Genomic DNA, 18850 nt, shown 5'->3' with positions numbered 1-18850 from the left:
AAAGAAAGGGGCTTACATAATGGAATCCGATTATGAACATCTCGTCCAACACCTTCAACAAGACCAATATCGAACATACGCGAACCACCTCGAAACCATCATCAAACCTATTCCAGATTCAGACCGTACTGGAGACCTCGATCCACGCGTGTTCGCGACACTGGCCATGAATCATTCAGATGACGAACCGGACGTGGCGTTCAATCTCGAGGCAGCACGCGCCGGCATGGGCTGGCCAAATCAGGATCAGACAACGATTGAGATCGCAACGGAATCTCTACTCATTCCAAGTGAGGACGGCGACATCCGGGCCCGTCTGTATCGTCCGCATCATACTGAAGCAATCCCGGCCATTCTCTTCTTCCACGGCGGTGGATTCTTCGGGGGGACGCTTGAGACGATCGAGAATCCATGTAAGCTACTCGCGGAACGGGCGAATGCGGTCGTCATCTCTGTTGATTATCGTCTCGCCCCGGAGCATGCGTTCCCAGCCGGATTGAATGACTGTTACCGCGCCTTTGAATGGGTGTATGAAAATGCGACTGAGTTGAACGTCCATCGCGACCGAATCGGCGTCGCCGGTGACAGTGCCGGTGGCAACTTGGCGACCGCTTGCTGTCTGATGGACCAAGAACGAGGGGAACATCGAATCAGTTATCAAGCGCTCGTCTATCCCGTCGTCAATCTAGGGTCGATTCCGACAGATGATTTTGAATGGACACTCGATGCGTACGACATCTCATACCATCACGATTTGATTCGTGGTGTCGTGCTTGCGCTTGCGGATCCAGATTCGCTACTAAATGATCTCTATCTTCAAGGGAAGACGGATCTCAAACATCCCCTCGTATCGCCGTTGTTCGCAGACGATGTCACGGGTCTACCACCTACCCTGATTGTGACAGCCGAATACGATTATTTACGACTTGAAGGAGAGGCCTATGCACGGAAACTGTCGAGAGCAGGTATTCCGACAAGGCTCATTCAATATCGAGGGATGGACCATGCTTTCATCGATAAGTTGGGAGACTATCCACAAGCAGAAGATTGTATGTATGAAATCGCAAATGGACTAAAGGAGCTGACGAAATGAAACAGTATACATTAGATTGGACACGTTATGAGGAATTGGCCCGTCAAGCGGTCGCGGAAGGCGTCGTGTTAGTCAAAAACGAACAGAAGACCCTCCCGTTACAGCCTGAAACAAAGCTCGCCGTATTTGGTCGTAGCCAGTTCCATTACTATAAGAGCGGTACCGGATCAGGCGGGATGGTGAACGTCGGACACGTCACGACACCGCTCGAGGCACTACGTGAGCGTACGGACATTCACATCAATGAATCGCTCTATGCGACGTATGAAGAGTGGGTGACGGAGAATCCATTTGACCAAGGTGTCGGTTGGGCGGGTGAACCGTGGTCGCAACAGGAGATGGACGTAACGGACGAACTCGTCGATCAAGCCGCACAAGAGTCAGATGTCGCGCTCATCATGATTGGACGCACGGCAGGGGAAGACCGTGACAACACGGCCGACCCGGGTAGCTACTTGTTGACGGATATCGAACACGCGATGATCGAGTGCGTCACGAAACGCTTCCAAAAGACAGTCGTCGTCCTAAACGTCGGGAACATCATCGACATGAAATGGGCAGAGCAACCGAGTGCCATCCTCTATGCTTGGCAAGGCGGGATGGAAGGTGGAAAAGGACTTGTCGACGTTCTCGTCGGAGACGTGACTCCTTCCGGGAAACTGACAGATACGATCGCTCGTTCGATCGAGGATTATCCGTCGACAAAGAACTTTGGTCACGCAGACAAAGGAATTTATCAAGAAGACATCTATGTCGGCTATCGCTATTTCGAGACGTTCGCGAAGGATGATGTCTTGTACCCATTCGGATTCGGACTGTCTTACACGACGTTCAAAACGGAGGTCAAACAGACTAAAGAAGTCGATGGTGTCCTAACGGTTGACGTGGAAGTGACGAACACGGGAGACTGTGACGGGAAAGAAGTCGTTCAGCTCTATGTCGAGAAGCCACAAGGGAAGCTCGGGAACCCACTCCGGTCAATGGTCGCGTTCGAGAAGACGTTGCTTCTTGAGCCAGGTGAGCGACAGACACTTTCTTTCACCGTCCACATGACTGACTTTGCGAGTTATGACGACTCTGGCGTGACGGGTCATGAATCGAGCTTCGTTTTAGAGGCGGGGACGTATCGGTTATATGTCGGAACAGACGTGCGTTCGGCTGCACTCGCTTTTGAGGTCGAGCAGCGTGAGCAACGTGTCCTTGAGACGTTGAGCGAGAATATGGCACCTGTCCTCCCGTTCGAACGGATGAAACCGATTCAAGGCGAACGAGGGTTTGAAGTGAGCTATGAGTCGACACCGCTTCGCGCCGTTGACGTCGAGACACGTTATTTGGAAGAACGCCCTGAGACGCGAGCGTTCACGGGTGACCAAGGCATCAAATTGAGTGATGTGTACCACGGGAAGGCGTCGCTCGACGCATTTCTAGATCAATTGACGGATGAGGACTTGGCTTGTATCGTCCGCGGACAAGGGATGAACTCACCACGCGTCACACCGGGAACGGCCGCTGCGTTTGGTGGGGTGTCCGACCGATTGAACGAGCTTGAGATTCCAGCGGCCTGTTGTGCCGATGGTCCATCAGGGATTCGCATGGATATCGGGATGAAGGCGTTCGCGCTTCCGAACGGCACACTCTTGGCGTCCACGTTCAACGTCGATCTCGTCGAAGACTTGTTTGAGATGACAGGACTCGAGATGCGGAAAAATCGCGTCGATACGTTGCTTGGACCAGGGATGAACATTCACCGAAATCCGTTGAACGGACGTAACTTCGAGTACTTCTCGGAAGACCCACATGTGACTGGGAAGATGGCAATCGCCCAACTAAATGGGATGCATCGTGTCGGCGTGACGGGCACACTCAAACACTTCAGCGCCAACAACCAAGAGGCACATCGTCACGATATCGATTCGGTCGTCTCGGAGCGGGCATTACGCGAGATTTATTTGAAAGGCTTCGAGATGGCGGTGAAAGAAGGACGTGCAACGTCAATCATGACGACTTATGGCGCGGTCAACGGAATCTGGACGGCTGGACTGTATGACCAAAACACGCGTATCTTACGTGACGAGTGGGGCTTTGAAGGGATTGTCATGACGGACTGGTGGGCAAAAGTGAACTTCCGTGAGGATGAGTCGGCCAACCGTAAAAACACGGCAGCGATGGTTCGTTCGCAAAACGACTTGTATATGGTCGTCGACCGCCCGGACCTCAACTCATTCGAGGACAACACGATGGCATCGGTCGAAGAAGGCGTGGTCACACGAGGCGAGTTGTTGCGGAGTGCGCACAACATTTGTTCATTCATCTTGAAATCACCGGCGATGGAGCGTCTGCTTGGGATTCATGATGGTTCGGTCGAGGTGCTCGGCTTTGAAGACGAAACGAATCAACAGGATGCATTTGAGTTGGACTATCAACATCTCGAAAACGGGGAACACGTTGATTTGTCAGGAATCGACACCTCGACCGGAAACACACACGTCTTCGCTATCTCGGTCGACCAGACCGGAACGTATGACATCACGTTGACTGCCCGTTCGAACGCGGGAGAATTGGCACAGATGCCGGTGACATTGTTTGCGAACAATATCCCAGGTGCGACGTTCACGTTTAACGGGACGGACGGAGAATGGGTGACGCAGACGAAGCAGGTCTTCTTCTTGAACCAGCATAATTATCTCCAGCTCTATTTCGCGTTGAGCGGATTAGAAGTGAAGGACGTGTCCTTCACGCTCGCAGATGAATTCAGTATGAAGAACGGCTGAGTCGCCCTTTTGCCGATTCATTGAATTCGGTATAATTGAAGGAACGACACATCGCAAAGGAGGCGCATACCCGTGGAAAATCGGCTTCGATTTTCTAGGTCTTCACGCACTCATGCAAAGCCATTTGGACGAAAGGCGATCACTTGCATGGGGCGAAACGAATACCTTGATCGCTTGATTTAACGTAACCCACTTGGCTTTGCTCCCTTATCGAATTGGATTCATTCAATAAGGAGCGAGGTATGATGAAGTACGTCAATGCGCAACACATTCTGCCAGAACGATTGTTGCAAGAGGTGCAACAATACGTACAAGGTGAAACGTTATATGTGCCGACCCCGACCGACACGAAACGGAAGTGGGGAACGGTCAACGGAGGGAAACAATTACTTGAGAAACGAAACGAAGCCATACGCGCAGCGTTTCGGAACGGAGAGCGAATCGAAAATCTGGCCATATCCTATCATTTGGCGACGCACACGATTCGAAAGATTGTATACTGCTCGACATGAATGAGGTACGACTAGTTCGCTAGTCGTACCTTTTTAGGTCGACTATGTTTCTTAATCAAAGTGTACACAGTAAGGAAGCGTCGTCTCCTGTAAACTGAGGATTGAGGAAGGGGGCGACAAGATGTCAGATCCATTTATTCAAAACGAACAATATAATCTCATCAAAGAACAAGTGAGGCTCGTCAAAGAGAGTCGAATGCAAAGCTTGCCGTCTTCTGTTTTGCGGGCAGTCATCGACTTGGCACAGTCGAAAGTGATTTATGCATTCCCTGAGGCAACGACTGAACAATTGAAGCTTTTACAGTTCTCGACGTTACAGACGAACGAAGCGTTCGAAGAGTACATGCAACAATTACAAGAATGGGTTCAACCATTTCCCGTCGTATCTGCCGAGCAGCTGAAGGATTTGTTCCCGAAACAGAAGAAGCTTCGCTTACCGGAGCTAGCCGATGTTGATTTTGGACGACTCACTTATTTGAGTTGGAACGATGGACGTTCCAAGCAAAAGTTGATGATTTGTCAACATGAAGGTCGATTGATTGGCATCGTATGTAAACCGAGCACGAATACGAAGAAAAACATATGTGCCTTCTGTAATCAGTTCACGGACGTGACGTACTGCGTTACGATCACGAAAGCGAAACAAGCGAAAAATCCGGACTATTACAAAGCCATCGGCACATACATATGTGTAGACAGTAAGACGTGCAACGAACACATCACGAGCCAAGAGGCTTTGCATACTTTTGTTCATAAAGCGTTACAGGCCTGACGAGGGAGTCAGGCTTTTTATTTTTCATAAAATACTGTACAACCTTTCCGATATCCCTTTAGATAGAATCCAAGAAGTTTCAATCTAGAAAGAAGGGAATGAATGAAACACGTAGTCATTTTTGATATGGAATGGATCGTTGGATTACAGAAACATATAGCATTCAACAAATCGAAACGTTGGATAAGGGCGATTTAGTGTCAGAAATCGTGAAGAAGTATGAACTGCCGGATGGCTTCGTGGTAGGTGACCGATTATCGGAAGTTCTCGAAACTGTATCAAAAGAAACTGTTTCGTGATAAGTGAATCGATTTCAAGATTGGACTCGTACGTAAAGGACTACATAAAATCGGAGGGATCATCATGCACACGCTTTACATGAAACAAAAAGTGTTCAGTTTACGCGGGCGCTTCACCATCAAGGATGCAGACGGACATGACCATTATTTCATCGAGGGTAGCTTTATGAAGTTTCCAAAATCATTTGAAATCAAAGATATGAACGGTCAGACGGTCACGACGATCACAAAAAAGACGTTCAGCTTTTTGCCGAAGTTTTTCGTAGAAGTGGACGGCACAGATATGATGACCATCTCGAAAGATTTTTCATTCTTCAAACCGAAATATTCCATCGATGCAGCTGGGATTGATGTCCAAGGCGATTGGTGGGACATGGATTTTGATGTGACGAAGAACGGACATTCTATCGGAAGTGTTCAAAAGAAATGGTTCACGTGGGGAGACAGTTACGAGATTCGTGTCGAAGAACCAGAGATGGAGCACCTTCTCATCTCCATCGTCGTAGCCATCGATTGTGCGAAAGCCGATCAAGCAGCAGCATCTAGCGCCGCAACATAAAGGGGAGGATCTAATGGAATTTTGGGACGTCTATACGGTGAACCGAGAAAAAACCGGTCGCACGTGGCAACGGGGAATTCGATTGCCAGAAAGCGAGTATCATCTTGTCATTCACGTGTGTATCTTTAACCAGAAGGGCGAGATGTTGATTCAACAGCGCCAACCGTTCAAGGAAGGTTGGGCAAACATGTGGGATATCACGGTCGGAGGAAGTGCCACGGTAGGGGATACGAGTCAGCAAGCCGCCATGCGGGAACTCGAAGAGGAGATTGGGCTCAAGCTTGATCTATCTCAGACACGACCGCATCTGACCGTCAATTTTGATGAAGGGTTTGACGACATTTATCTGGTCGAAATGGAAGTGGATTTGAATGAACTGACGCTACAGGAATCTGAAGTGCAAGCCGTGAAATGGGCGGATGAAGCGGCGGTTCTGCAGATGATTCAACAGCAAGAATTCATACCGTATCACACACCGATGATACCGTTACTTTTTGCCATGCGAGGGCAATGGGGAGGAATCAATCATAAAGCTGCGGTGAAAGTAGATTCGTGAATAACATGAGATCTGATTCGTATTGAAGAATCAGATCTCTTTTCTTTGAGTTGATTTTGAATCAAATAGACCTCTAGTTTTACATGTAATTTTTTGAAAATGAGTCGATGAGCGGTATCTCTCGTTATGATTTTTTCCGACTAATCAACCGCGCTGTCCGTAAAATCGAGGGCAACAACTTCCGACGTTGACGGAATGCGAGATAGCGTCCTTCCCACGACGGTTTGAACTTCTGTTTGAACTGTCGCAAGCCACTGAACGGATAGATATAGCTGATATTTTCAAAAATATCGGCGGCGACGCGCTCTGGCCAGTGCGAGAACGTCTGCCCCCCGACGGCCGCAAGTGGTGCCACGCCGAGTCCGACATGTTCATAACCTTCCGCACGCGCCCATTCGATGATGTGAAGAATCAATACTTCGATTGCTCCAGATGGCGCATCATTTTTCGAACGCATCAAATCGATTGAGATGGCTCCGTCTCCTCGGAGTAACGAAATGAAAGCTACGACGACACCGTCCGCATCTCGTAATAAGGCAATCGGATAACGGGTCAACGTTTCATAGTCGAAGAAACCGAGGGAGAAGCCTTTCTCATTTCGATTGCCAATCCACTCATCTGAGATGTCTTTTAACTCTTGTAACAGAAGGAGGCTCGGTTCACAGACGATGTCGAACGTGATGCCCTTCTTCTCAAACTGATTGTAGAGAGAGCGCATATTTGCACGCTTCTTCCCGGATAAGGAGAAGGTCGAGACGTCAATCGTCGCCTCTTCCCCTAGTTTGAAGAACGTGAAGCCGGCATCATGAAGGCGCGGCATCCAATTCGGTGTAATTTGATAAAATAAAGGGATATACCCGATTCGGTCCGCATCCTCGATGAAACGTGTCAATAACGCAGTCGCCGCCTGTCGCTCACCTTGGATATCACCAAGAACAATCGCATGGTTCCGCGCTGTCGCAAACAACAGACACGCATCTCCGGCCTCGGTCATGTAAAAGCGCTTATCTGCCATATGGGCCAAATCAAAGCTACTTGATGTTTGTTGCGCCGCTTGGAACTGTCGGATTCGATGTTCATCGTATGCCTCTCCAAGCGCCGGGCGTTTCCAACGGTCGAATAAGAGCAGAAGCGCACTTGCTACGATCGAAGTCAATAACAAGACAAACGTCGTCAACCAGCCGGCTTGATGAGATGTGAAGAATAAGTCATCCGTACCCGCGAATGATTGCAACAAGAGGGCCTGGGTGCCGACATAGAGCAGGACGTAGATCAAGCTTCGAATGAGACGTCCTGTCGTTAAAATCGAGCGGTATCGGACGTGTCGTTTACGTGTCAACCAGACGAACATCGCAAACCCGATGACGACGAAGGTCTCAAACAGGTTTAAACCACGAGCGATGACCCCGATGGTCGCCAAGATGAAGGCAGTGTTGAGTAACCAGAGTGTTCGTTTAGTCCGCACATACATGCCATAGACGGACAAAAACATGAGAAGTCCGGCACTCAATATGAAAAGGGTACCGACCCATTCAAACCAGCGATTCACTTCATAGAGCGGCGTCACGCTCGGGAGAAGCGTCTGGAACCAAATCAACAGACTGCTCATGAGTGCGATGAGACTTCCGGTCAATCGTCCAATCTTCGCAAGCGTCCGCGAAACGACGCGCCAGACGACGGTCCCAATCTCATACGATGACCCGATGATTGGCCGATACTCGATTTGTTTGACGACCTGGTCCCCAAACGCGATAGCCGCGAGAAAGAGTCCAATTAAAAATGGGACGACAAAATAAACGAATCGGTAGATGATTAGTGAAGACAAAACGATGTCTTGATGAATCCCAAGTTGAGTCATCCCAACGAGATACAGTAAGTCAAACGTTCCGGCACCCCCAGGTACGAGAGAGACGACACCGACGACCGTCGCGACGATGAATACTCCGAAAAGTTGCACGAACGAGGCCGAACCGTCTAGTAATGTCAAAGCATAGATGGCGACGAATCCAGCGGTGACCCATTCTGCGAGCGAGGTCATCGTATACCCGAGCAGAGTGGACCACCCGACGTTTGATCGGCGTGAGGTGACGAACAAATAAAACGGGAGCATCGCACTCACGGCGAGTAACACTGGCCAAATCCACGGTTTCGTACCGACGAGCCCACCGGCCGGGAAGATACCGAGGAGCACACCGATGGAAAGAATGGACAGACCGCTGATAAGTGTCGGAGTCATCCACCCGATGGCACGGAGCAAGCGTTTCGTGTCCGTATAGGGACGATAGAGCGAGGTACGAAGCGCGATCCCGATCACGCCGCCGAAGCCGAGCAACCCGTTCATCGAGTTCGTGATCCATGCCGTTTGAACGATTTTTCGTTTCGGTAGCTCGATATGTAAAGAGCGTAGCAAGAAATAGTCATAGCCCGTCATGGTCAAGACAGCGAATCCACCGAGTAGGATGAGTGTGAACTGTTCCCAACCGGTCAGTTGTTTCAGTGTCGTGAAGGCGGTCGCGAGCGAGAGGTCTTTCAACTCTTGTCCGCTCTGAATCAAGATCAAACCGATTAATGCTATAGGGATGAGCCATTTTAATTGTTTCCATGAAAAACGAGTGCGCATGAGGTTTTCTCCTTATCTGTCATATGACTGACAGTGTCTTCTAACTAAATCGTACTATAGGATACGATTGAAATCTGTAAAACGTTTCAAAAACAGGGGATTGTAAGCGCAAGAAAGAGGACGAAATGTTGATTTTAGATTTGCTACAGTGTAAGGAGAAAGGGGTGTGGAGATGCTGACATTTGAAGAAAAATGGGCGAAAGTGCTCGCTTGTGATGCGACGTATGACGGGCTATTCTATACGGCCGTTAAGACGACAGGAATCTATTGCCGACCATCATGCCGTTCCCGCAAACCGAAAAAAGAGAATGTCGATTTTTATATGACGAGACAAGAGGTGGAAGCGAACGGATTCCGACCGTGCAAGCGATGCCAGCCGGAAGTCGAGCATGCTCCACACCGAGCGCTCGTACAACAGGTGACAGTGTATCTGATGGAACATTATAAACAGCCGATTCGCCTCGAACAAATTGCCGAGCATGTCCAGCTGAGTCCGTTCCATTTGGAGCGAACGTTCACCCAAACGACAGGAGAGACGCCAAGGCAACTATTGGAGCGACTTCGTATCGACAAGGCAGCTTATTTATTACGAACGACCGCGATGAGCAATCTGACAGTCTGCTATGAGGTCGGGTTTCAAACACCGTCGAACTTTTACCGCGTGTTCCGTCAAGTGAAAGGTTGTACACCAAATACGTATCGAAAAGGAGAGGACGTATGACAGAGATGCTAATCGCTGTACAGCAGCCGTTTGATTTTCAAGAGTGTCTCGTCTTTTTAAGTCGGTCAAATCAAGAGGTGCTCCATGTCACGACGGACGAGGCGATTCAAAAGTTGATGCGAATCGGGGAACGCCTTATCCTCGTCGAACTTCAAGGAGAGCAGGGTCACATTCGTGTGGTGTTCCCAGTCGATGACGTTTCAGAGATGGAGATGGAAAGCATTGAACGTGAGGTGCGTGACTGGTTAGACCTCGATCGTGACCTAACACCGTTTGAGGCGATGGGGGCAGAGGATGAATTACTGGCTCCTTTGATTGAAGTGCATCGCGGGTTACGGATGATCGGCTTCCCAGATTTGTTCGAGGCACTCACGTGGGCCATCATCGGGCAACAAATCACGTTATCCTTCGCCTATACAATCAAACGTCGGTTCGTCGAACGATATGGAGAACAGCGAGTCGTCGAGGGAAGAACGTATTGGACGTTCCCACGGGCGGAACGAATCGCCTCGCTCGAACCGGAAGCGTTACGTGAGCTTCAGTTCAGTCGAAGGAAAGCGGAGTATATCATTGATATTGCACGGGAAATAACAGGTGGGACATTATCAAAATCGGCTCTACAATCGCAATCTTCAACTGATACCCGTCAACGGTTACTCGCAATCCGGGGTGTCGGAGAATGGACGGCAGACTATGTGTTGATGAAGTGTTTCCAAGACGCCTCAGCATTCCCAGTCGCGGATGTCGGATTGCATCAAGCGATTCAACATCGTTTAGGGACGACTGAAAAGCCGACGATTGAAGAAGTGAGACGTTACGGTGAGTCCTGGAAGGGTTGGGAAGGATACGCGACATTTTATCTGTGGAGGTCATTATATGGAAACGTATAGACTAGACGTGGAGACACCAATTGGCTTGATCGAAGTCGTTGGGACAGAGAAAGTCATTCAATCAATCTTATTCGTCGAACGCGAAGCGGCGCAATTACCTGAACCGAATGTACCTGATGTGTTGCGACAGTGTAAGGATGAACTCGATGATTATTTTCGAGGGGAGAGGATGACGTTCACCTTTCCGATTGAACAAGTGGGCACGCCGTTTCAGCGGGATGTGTGGAGTACGTTACAGAAAATTCCTTATGCGGAGACGGCTTCTTACCGAGAACTCGCCGAACGAGTGAAACGACCCGCGGCTGTCCGCGCGGTCGGAGCAACGAACGGACGCAACAAGCTGAGCATCGTTGTGCCATGTCACCGTGTCATCGGATTAAACGGGAAATTGACTGGCTATGCCGGCGGATTATGGCGAAAAGAATGGCTCTTACACCACGAGAAACAAGTCGCACATCAAACCCAGTAAAAAAACATTTCCCCCTCCAAATCTGCTACACTAGAAGAGGTCCTATCGTGACGTCGGAATCGACGAAGTTATAGGATGATTCCCGTCACTTATGGAGAAAGTTTTGGAGGAATGCATGATTAAATTATTAGCAGATTCAACGTGTGACTTATCGGATGAAGTGCTTGAACGGTACAACATCGGGGTCGCGCCGTTGATCATTACCATGAACAATATGTCTTACCAGGACCGGGTGGATATCCAGCCGGATGATTTTTATGGAATGTTGGAAGCGCTCCCGGAATTTCCGACGACGGCAATGCCGAGCCCGGCGACGTTCTTACGATTGATGGAAGATGCGGTCGCTGCCGGTCATGAGGAGATTTTATGCATTTGTATGTCGAGTGGCACGAGCGGCTCGTATCAGTCGGCGATCATCGGAAAAGAGTACTTCGAAGAGGCGCATCCTGACTCGACTGTTAAAATTCACGTTGTCGACTCCCGTTCGATGAGTCACGGGAGCGGCTGGCTGTTGCTAAAGAGTGCGCAGATGCGTGAAGCCGGTGCGACGTTCGAACAGCTCGTTGACTTCAATGAGACGTACAAGACGAAAGTGAAGCATTTCTTATCCGTGGACGACTTGGACCATTTGATCAAGAGCGGACGAATCTCGAACACGAGTGCCATCATCGGAAAGCTACTTATGGTCAAGCCGATTATGAGCATGAAGGACGGCAAAGGTGCGATTGTTGCCAAGGAACGAGGTACCCGTAAAGTGCTGAAGCATTATACGGACGAGTTCGTGAAACGCGTGAATCCGGATATCACGAATTTTGTGATCATCGGGTACACATCGGACCAACGAATCGCGGAGAACTTAAAAGCGAAGCTCGAAACCGAAACCGATTTCGCCGGTGAGATTTACCTCATGCAGATGGGGGTTTCGGTCGGAACGCATGTCGGACTCGGTGCCATCTCGATGTTTTTCGTAGAGAAGTAACAAAAGCCGTCTCATCGCGAGACGGCTTATTTGTTTGGCCAAATATGCTCGATGGACGGTGTGCTGTCGTGATAATCGAGACGATAGACGTCTGGGTTACGCATCGTGCGCCATGTCTCAAAGTCATATTGCGGGTCGAGATGTTGCAATAAGAGTGCGAGCAGATTGCCGTGCGTCACCAATAGTGTCGCGGCATGTTGAGATTGAGCACGCTCCACAACTTGTAGGATGCGATTCGTCGCTTCTTGGCTAGATTCAGCATCAAGTAGTTTGAAAGTCGGGTCGATGAATGACTGACGTAATGGGGTCAGCCAGTCTTCGAGCGGTTCGTGAGACAGGATGCGTTCTCTCAGTAACGGTTCACGCTCGATTGAGAGGTGATGAGAATCGGCGAGTGACGTGACCGAAGCGACCGCACGGATATAATCGCTTGAGATGATCCGACCAATCGAGATATCACGAAAAAAGTCGTGAAGCAGGAGAGCTTGTGCGTGACCTGCTTCCGTGAGCGGGGCGTCAGGTTCTTGGCCCGCGGCTGAGCAGTGGCGAATCAAATAGAGTGTGGGCATGATGGATTCTCCTTGATCATTTTTAGTGAAAAGCCAATAATGAAATATATGTAAAACTATTTCACATCATAGAATATATTTCAATTTACTTAGTGATAAGTAGGAGGAACCAATGAGTCATTTTAAAAGACAATTAGAAAGCTCTCTTTATACTGGGTTTATAGATAAAGATCACCATCATTCTAGTCCATTTAAACCAGAACTTTTAGTAAACGAACGAGTTAAAAGACAGGATGTATTGACCGTGTTACTCGATGAATTGAAAGTTTGTAAGAAGTTTCAATTCGCTGTTGCGTTCATTACAGAATCAGGTTTGGCAACACTCAAATCAACATTATACGACTTGAGTCAAAAAGGTATCCGAGGCGAGATCATTACTTCTACATATCAACTGTTTAATCAGCCAAAAATGTTTAAAGAACTTTTAAAAATTTCGAACGTTGACGTAAGAATTGCAGATGTGAATGCGTTTCATTCAAAAGGGTATATTTTTCAACATGAAGAGTACTATTCATTGATTGTTGGTAGTTCAAACTTAACTGCAGGAGCATTAAAAACAAACTACGAATGGAATATTAAACTTACTTCTCATGAAAACGGTGAAATTGTTCAACACTTTTTCAATCGATTTGAAACGATGTGGAATGAATCGATTCCGTTAACCTTAGAATGGATTAAGGCTTATGAAAATGTATATCGTCCAATGGTTAGAGATCGAGTTGCTGAGTTTCCAAGTATTCACGATTTTAATCAAATTAAGCGGGACCTTGAAATTAAACCGAATGCTATGCAGCGTTCTGCTTTAGACGGTATTGAAACAGTCCGACAGCAATGTCATCAACGCGCACTAGTTGTATCAGCTACGGGGACTGGGAAAACATACTTAGCTGCATTTGATGTTCGTAGGTATGAACCGAAGCGAATGTTATTTGTAGTCCATCGTGAACAAATTTTGAAAAAAGCTATAAGTGATTTTCATAAAGTGATTGGTGGAAACATTGAAGATTTCGGGATTTTGTCGGGAACTAGTCGAGCAATTGATTCTAAATATATATTTGCAACTATTCAAACCATCTCAAAAGATGAAACTTTATATCAATTTGCACGAGAGACTTTTGATTACATCTTGATTGATGAAAGTCATCGGGCCGGAGCAAATACATATCAAAAACTATTAGAATATTTCGCGCCGAAGTTCTTACTTGGAATGACTGCTACTCCTGAACGTTCAGATGGATATGATTTGTTCAGACTTTTTGATTACAATATTGCATATGAAATTCGTTTACAAGAAGCACTTGAAGAAAATATGCTATGTCCATTCCATTATTTTGGGGTAACTGATCTTGAAATTGATGGGGAACAAAAAGAAATTGAAGTGTTTCAAAAACTTGTATCAACTGAAAGAATTGATAGGATTATTGAAAAGATTAAATACTACGGTTATTCGGGGGAAAAGTTGCGAGGCCTAATGTTCTGCAGCTCTAAAAAAGAAGCAATGTATTTATCTGAGCAATTAAATGCTCGAGGTTTTAGAACATGTGCTTTAACCGGGGATGATACTCAAGCGAAGCGAAAGCAAGAAGTAAATAATTTAGAACAAGGATTACTAGACTATATTCTCACTGTGGATATATTTAACGAAGGGATCGATATACCAAGCATTAATCAAGTTGTAATGCTTCGACAAACTGAATCGAGTATTATTTTTATTCAACAATTAGGAAGGGGCTTACGAAAGCATAAATCTAAACGTTACGTAACCGTTATTGATTTTATAGCAAACTATAAAAACAATTATTTAATTCCAATTGCTCTCTCGGATGATCGTTCTCAAAATAAAGATTCTATTCGTCGTAAAGTAATCGATCGGAGCTATATCTCTGGTACATCAACTATTAATTTTGAAGCGGTTGCTAAAGAACGCATTTATGAATCAATTAACCAAGCAAGGTTAACAGATTTAAAAACTTTAAAAGAAGCATATCAGAACTTAAAAAATCGATTAGGTAGACAACCTATGTTGACTGACTTTATAGAGAACCACTCAATGGATCCAATTGTTATAGCAACTAAAAATGGACATTATGGTGCTTTTTTAAGAGTTGTTGAAAGTGAATTGCCTTCTCTTTCGAAAGAGGAAGAGCAAATTTTACTTATGGTAACGCAAGAACTTTTATCAGGTAAAAGAATACATGAGATTTATTTGTTAAAACTTTTGGCCTCTGATCGCTCTATAAGTAAACTCAATTTTATTAACTACCTACATGATCATCATGTTCGAGTAGATGAAGCAACGCTTAAATCAGTAGAGAATGTATTATTATTAGACTTTTTTAATGATGCAGATCGAAAGAAATATGGTAATAAGCCGTATGTTGAATTAGATCGTGACATGTATCGGTTACCTTCACACATACAATCTATGTTACAAAACGAATGGTTTGCTAAGTTATTTAACGACTCACTAGAAGCATCAATCCTAAGAAGTAAACGATATAATCAAACACAACCTTTAACGAGGTTGGAAAAATACACGAGAAAAGATGTATGTCGATTATTAAATTGGAAAAAAGAAGAGCAATCTACGATGTATGGCTATAAAGTTAAGCATCATACATGTCCTATATTTGTAACGTATCATAAAAGTGAAGACGTTGAAGCAAGTGTTAATTACGGTGATTCCTTTATTAGTCCAGAGGTATTTCATTGGTATACTCGGAGTCGAAGAACCACAAAATCTGAAGAAGTGCGCAAAATTATTGATTCAGAGAAAGACAACATTGATATTCACCTATTTGTAAAAAAAGATGATGATGAAGGCGGAGATTTTTTTTATTTAGGTGAAGTGAAACCAGATCAACAATCTATAAAAAATACCACGATGCTAAATAAAAATGGTCAAGAACTTCCTGTAGTCACGATGAATTTAATGTTGAGAGAGAGTGTCGATCAACAGATATACGATTACTTGCACGAGATAACGCATTAAAAAAAAGCCGAGGCGTAATTTATACGTTCTCGGCTTCAGTTATTTGATTGATCACATCATTTACTGCAGGTAAATCTGCTGGTGCCCAGACCAAGGAACGTAGATTTTCACGCTTTAACCAGATTAATGCATCATGCTCCGTAGCTATAGGAGTTCCCGATTTTAATTCTGCACGTAATGAAACTAAATGAATAATGAAAGTTTCATATTCATGTACATGTTCATTAATAATTTCATGAGCAGTAATTTCACATTGCAACTCTTCAAAAATTTCACGTTCGAGTGCTTCTTGTAAGTTCTCTCCATCCTCAACTTTTCCTCCGGGAAATTCCCACATGTTTGGAATGAGCATAGTTGTTGAACGAAGTGCACAAAGAATTTCATGTTTTTCGTTTTCAATAACTGCTGCTACGACTTTTACTGTTTTTTTCATTGGTACTCCCTCATTTTTGAGATTTGATTACCTCTATCATAACATTCGTCTTTTCTTTATGAATTCAATCTTCACTTAAAGAATTTTTTCGCCCTAAACCCCTTATCATTCATCACAAAAGAGTTATAATCGGTATAACGATTATAAAATATACGATTGAGGAATGGGGATTCTTCGATTGTATGACAAAAAATTCAGGGGATAAGGATGGGGTTTTCATGAGCAGTACGCAAACGAGAACAGACGTCATTTTAATTGGGGCAGGCATTATGAGCGCAACGCTCGGTTCACTCTTTAAAGAGCTCGTACCGGAGTGGAACATTAAAGTGTTCGAAAAGCTCGATGCAGCAGGGGAAGAAAGTTCAAACGAATGGAATAACGCAGGTACGGGACATGCCGCACTATGCGAATTAAACTATACAACTGAGAACGCAGATGGGACGATCGATATCTCCAAAGCAGTCAACGTTAACGAGCAGTTCCAAATCTCGCGCCAGTTTTGGGCGCATCTCGTCAAGCAAGGATTAATTGAAAACCCAGAGGCCTTTATTCGTTCGATTCCACATATGAGCATGGTCCAAGGGGAGCAGAATGTCGATTTCCTGAAACGCCGTTTGGAAGCGCTCACAACGAATCCGTTATTTGAAGGGATGGTCTTATCAGACGATCCGAATCAGCTACGGGAATGGTTCCCGCTCATCATGGATGGACGGACATCGGATGAACCGATTGCCGCGACGAAAATCGATTCAGGGACGGACGTGAACTTCGGTGCATTGACACGTATGTTGTTTGAGCATCTCACATCAAACGGGGTCGAGGTCAACTATGGTCATAGCGTCGAGGACGTGAAGCGTCTCGACAACGGTCATTGGGAAGTGAAAGTGAAAGACGTGTCTCGAGACACGATTGAGACGCATACGGCACCGTTTCTCTTTATCGGGGGCGGGGGTGGCAGTTTGCCACTCTTACAAAAGACAGGGATTCCCGAGTCGAAACAAATCGGAGGATTTCCGGTCAGTGGACTCTTCCTCGTCTGTAAAAATCGCGAGATTATCGAGCAACATCACGCTAAAGTTTACGGAAAGGCGAAAGTCGGGGCACCACCGATGTCGGTCCCGCACCTCGACACACGCTTTATCGATGGACGAAAAGAGTTGTTGTTTGGACCGTTCGCTGGCTTCACGTCGAAGTTCTTGAAAACAGGTTCGAATTTGGATTTGATTCGTTCGGTCAAACCAAACAATGTCATCACGATGCTTGCGGCAGGGGCGAAAGAGATGCCGCTCACGAAATACTTAATCGAGCAGGTACTCTTGTCACACGACAAGCGTATGGATGAACTTCGCGAATTCATTCCGAACGCCAAGAACGAAGATTGGGAAATCGTTGTGGCTGGGCAACGGGTTCAGGTCATCAAAGATACACCGCAAGGAAAAGGGACACTCCAGTTCGGAACAGAAGTCGTCAGCGCGGAAGATGGATCGGTCGCGGCACTCCTTGGTGCTTCTCCAGGTGCATCGACAGCTGTTCATGTCATGTTGAAAGTGCTCGAACAGTGCTTCCCGCAACAGTTGCCGGAATGGGAAGCAAAAATCAAAGAGATGGTTCCATCGTATGGCTTGAAGTTGTCGGAACATCCGGACCTGTTTAGAACGATTCACGAATCGACAGCGCTCGCGCTCGGTCTAAAAGAAAAAGATATGGTACACAATTAATTTACTTGGAGCGAGTATACAATCGTATGCTCGCCCTCTTTGTATAGAACAAGTGATTACTCTTTCACCATTTTTTGGACTTTCGGACCTATCTAGTATGTCATCGATGCGTTTGACGATTCCTTAACTGTTGTCGTTTGTTTCTGTGATGGAGAGAGACTTTTTTCGAGAGGTTGCGTACCCTTGTTGCGACGATATTGAACCTGTGCCGATGATGGCTCGTCCGTATTGATGACATCACAAAAAAAGACCGCTTCCACAGGAAGGGGTCAAGGTGTGAGTGTCGTCATACTTTCATGTAAATACTCAGATATGCTACGATCAATGTCGCTTTCTGAACGATTGAGAGCAAGCGAGATTTCTTTTACCAAAATGGTTTTGGCGTTCTCTAGAATCTTACGATCTTGTTCGTATAGCTTTTTATTCGCATGGAGCGCCTCAATATGTCGACGACTCAATGTATTGACGACTTGAGCGATATCGTGACGGTTCCCTGAATGGACGACATTCAAAAATTCGCGATTGCGATTGTTGGAATGCGGGTTCCATTCAACGCCAGGCGAGCGGAACGACTCTAAAATCTCTAATGCCTCGTCTGCTTCGAGCAATGTCAACATCATCACATTATCGTTATCGACCGGGATGCTGATCTGTAACTTCTGTGCATTGTTGATCGGGTGAAGCGTGTAGTATGATTTCGTTTCTCCTGCGACCGTTTTGTCCGAAATGTCGTCGATGCGACATACGCCATGGGTCGAGTAGATGATTAAGTCTCCAGCTTTAAACAAGTCGATCACCTCTTCCTTATCCATAAGCATAGTCGTTCAGAAGGTGAAATGTCAACTCGGTTGACGTTTGGGTTCATGTATGCATATAAAAACCGTGCCGATTCTATCC

General features: G+C 46.3%; 16 protein-coding genes and 1 pseudogene. 13 read left to right on the top strand and 4 right to left on the bottom strand.

Annotated elements, in window-relative coordinates; all coding sequences use genetic code 11:
- Positions 1-19: 19 nt before the first annotated feature.
- From KNO95_RS11205 to KNO95_RS11175, 7 genes and pseudogenes are all read left to right on the top strand, one after another.
- Positions 20-1093, top strand: coding sequence for an alpha/beta hydrolase (locus KNO95_RS11205; protein WP_214879039.1), 1074 nt, complete (start codon positions 20-22; stop codon positions 1091-1093).
- Entirely contained in the window at positions 1090-3864 is a 2775-nt protein-coding gene (locus KNO95_RS11200; RefSeq protein ID WP_214879038.1) for a glycoside hydrolase family 3 protein, read from the top strand. Before KNO95_RS11205 ends, KNO95_RS11200 begins: the two co-directional genes overlap by 4 nt.
- A gap of 245 nt (positions 3865-4109) precedes the next feature.
- On the top strand, positions 4110-4376 hold the full coding sequence (locus KNO95_RS11195) for a CD3324 family protein (protein ID WP_214879037.1): 267 nt from the start codon (positions 4110-4112) through the stop codon (positions 4374-4376).
- Positions 4377-4497: 121 nt separating this feature from the next.
- On the top strand, positions 4498-5148 hold the full coding sequence (locus KNO95_RS11190; RefSeq protein WP_214879036.1) for a FusB/FusC family EF-G-binding protein: 651 nt from the start codon (positions 4498-4500) through the stop codon (positions 5146-5148).
- A gap of 125 nt (positions 5149-5273) precedes the next feature.
- Positions 5274-5414: pseudogene (locus KNO95_RS11185) on the top strand (nucleosidase); the annotation flags it as partial.
- A gap of 97 nt (positions 5415-5511) precedes the next feature.
- Positions 5512-6006, top strand: a complete 495-nt coding sequence (locus tag KNO95_RS11180) for an LURP-one-related/scramblase family protein (RefSeq protein WP_214879035.1) — start codon at positions 5512-5514, stop codon at positions 6004-6006.
- 13 nt (positions 6007-6019) lie between these two features.
- A complete protein-coding gene (locus KNO95_RS11175) occupies positions 6020-6562 on the top strand; it encodes an NUDIX hydrolase (RefSeq protein WP_214879033.1) in 543 nt (180 codons plus the stop codon).
- A gap of 124 nt (positions 6563-6686) precedes the next feature.
- Here KNO95_RS11175 and mprF read toward each other — a convergent pair whose 3' ends face one another.
- Entirely contained in the window at positions 6687-9182 is a 2496-nt protein-coding gene (mprF, locus tag KNO95_RS11170) for a bifunctional lysylphosphatidylglycerol flippase/synthetase MprF (RefSeq protein ID WP_214703553.1), read from the bottom strand.
- Positions 9183-9354: 172 nt separating this feature from the next.
- On the opposite strand from mprF, the gene KNO95_RS11165 reads away from it, so the two are divergent.
- The 4 genes from KNO95_RS11165 to KNO95_RS11150 all read left to right on the top strand — a co-directional run bounded on the left by KNO95_RS11165 (position 9355) and on the right by KNO95_RS11150 (position 12241).
- Positions 9355-9903, top strand: a complete 549-nt coding sequence (locus tag KNO95_RS11165) for a bifunctional transcriptional activator/DNA repair enzyme AdaA (RefSeq protein WP_026824696.1) — start codon at positions 9355-9357, stop codon at positions 9901-9903.
- Positions 9900-10793 (top strand): DNA-3-methyladenine glycosylase family protein, encoded by an 894-nt coding sequence (locus KNO95_RS11160; RefSeq protein WP_214703554.1) that lies wholly within the window; start codon positions 9900-9902, stop codon positions 10791-10793. The genes KNO95_RS11165 and KNO95_RS11160 overlap by 4 nt, the downstream gene beginning before the upstream one ends.
- Entirely contained in the window at positions 10780-11262 is a 483-nt protein-coding gene (locus KNO95_RS11155; RefSeq protein ID WP_214703555.1) for a methylated-DNA--[protein]-cysteine S-methyltransferase, read from the top strand. Before KNO95_RS11160 ends, KNO95_RS11155 begins: the two co-directional genes overlap by 14 nt.
- A gap of 115 nt (positions 11263-11377) precedes the next feature.
- The gene (locus KNO95_RS11150; RefSeq protein ID WP_214879031.1) at positions 11378-12241 is read left to right on the top strand and encodes a DegV family protein; all 864 of its coding nucleotides are present in this window, start codon (positions 11378-11380) and stop codon (positions 12239-12241) included.
- A 26-nt stretch (positions 12242-12267) separates the two neighbouring features.
- Here KNO95_RS11150 and KNO95_RS11145 read toward each other — a convergent pair whose 3' ends face one another.
- Entirely contained in the window at positions 12268-12810 is a 543-nt protein-coding gene (locus KNO95_RS11145) for a histidine phosphatase family protein (RefSeq protein ID WP_214703557.1), read from the bottom strand.
- Positions 12811-12922: 112 nt separating this feature from the next.
- Between KNO95_RS11145 and KNO95_RS11140 the strand changes: the two genes are divergently transcribed.
- Entirely contained in the window at positions 12923-15802 is a 2880-nt protein-coding gene (locus KNO95_RS11140; protein ID WP_214879029.1) for a DEAD/DEAH box helicase, read from the top strand.
- Between the two features lie 19 nt (positions 15803-15821).
- On the opposite strand, the gene KNO95_RS11135 is transcribed toward KNO95_RS11140, so the two are convergent.
- Positions 15822-16235: a (deoxy)nucleoside triphosphate pyrophosphohydrolase gene (locus KNO95_RS11135; RefSeq protein ID WP_026824690.1), complete on the bottom strand. Its 414-nt coding sequence runs from the start codon at positions 16233-16235 to the stop codon at positions 15822-15824.
- Positions 16236-16453: 218 nt separating this feature from the next.
- On the opposite strand from KNO95_RS11135, the gene KNO95_RS11130 reads away from it, so the two are divergent.
- Positions 16454-17953, top strand: coding sequence for a malate:quinone oxidoreductase (locus KNO95_RS11130; protein WP_214879027.1), 1500 nt, complete (start codon positions 16454-16456; stop codon positions 17951-17953).
- Positions 17954-18222: 269 nt separating this feature from the next.
- Here the strand turns inward: KNO95_RS11130 and KNO95_RS11125 are convergent, their stop codons facing one another.
- Positions 18223-18750 carry a CarD family transcriptional regulator gene (locus tag KNO95_RS11125; RefSeq protein ID WP_026824688.1) on the bottom strand — a complete coding sequence of 176 codons (528 nt, stop codon included), beginning with the start codon at positions 18748-18750 and terminating at the stop codon, positions 18223-18225.
- Positions 18751-18850 lie beyond the last annotated feature (100 nt).

The sequence above is a fragment of the Exiguobacterium sp. ERU653 genome (genome assembly GCF_018617775.1).
Taxonomy (GTDB): Bacteria; Bacillota; Bacilli; order Exiguobacteriales; family Exiguobacteriaceae; genus Exiguobacterium; species Exiguobacterium marinum.
This window is presented reverse-complemented; position numbering and strand designations above follow the sequence as displayed.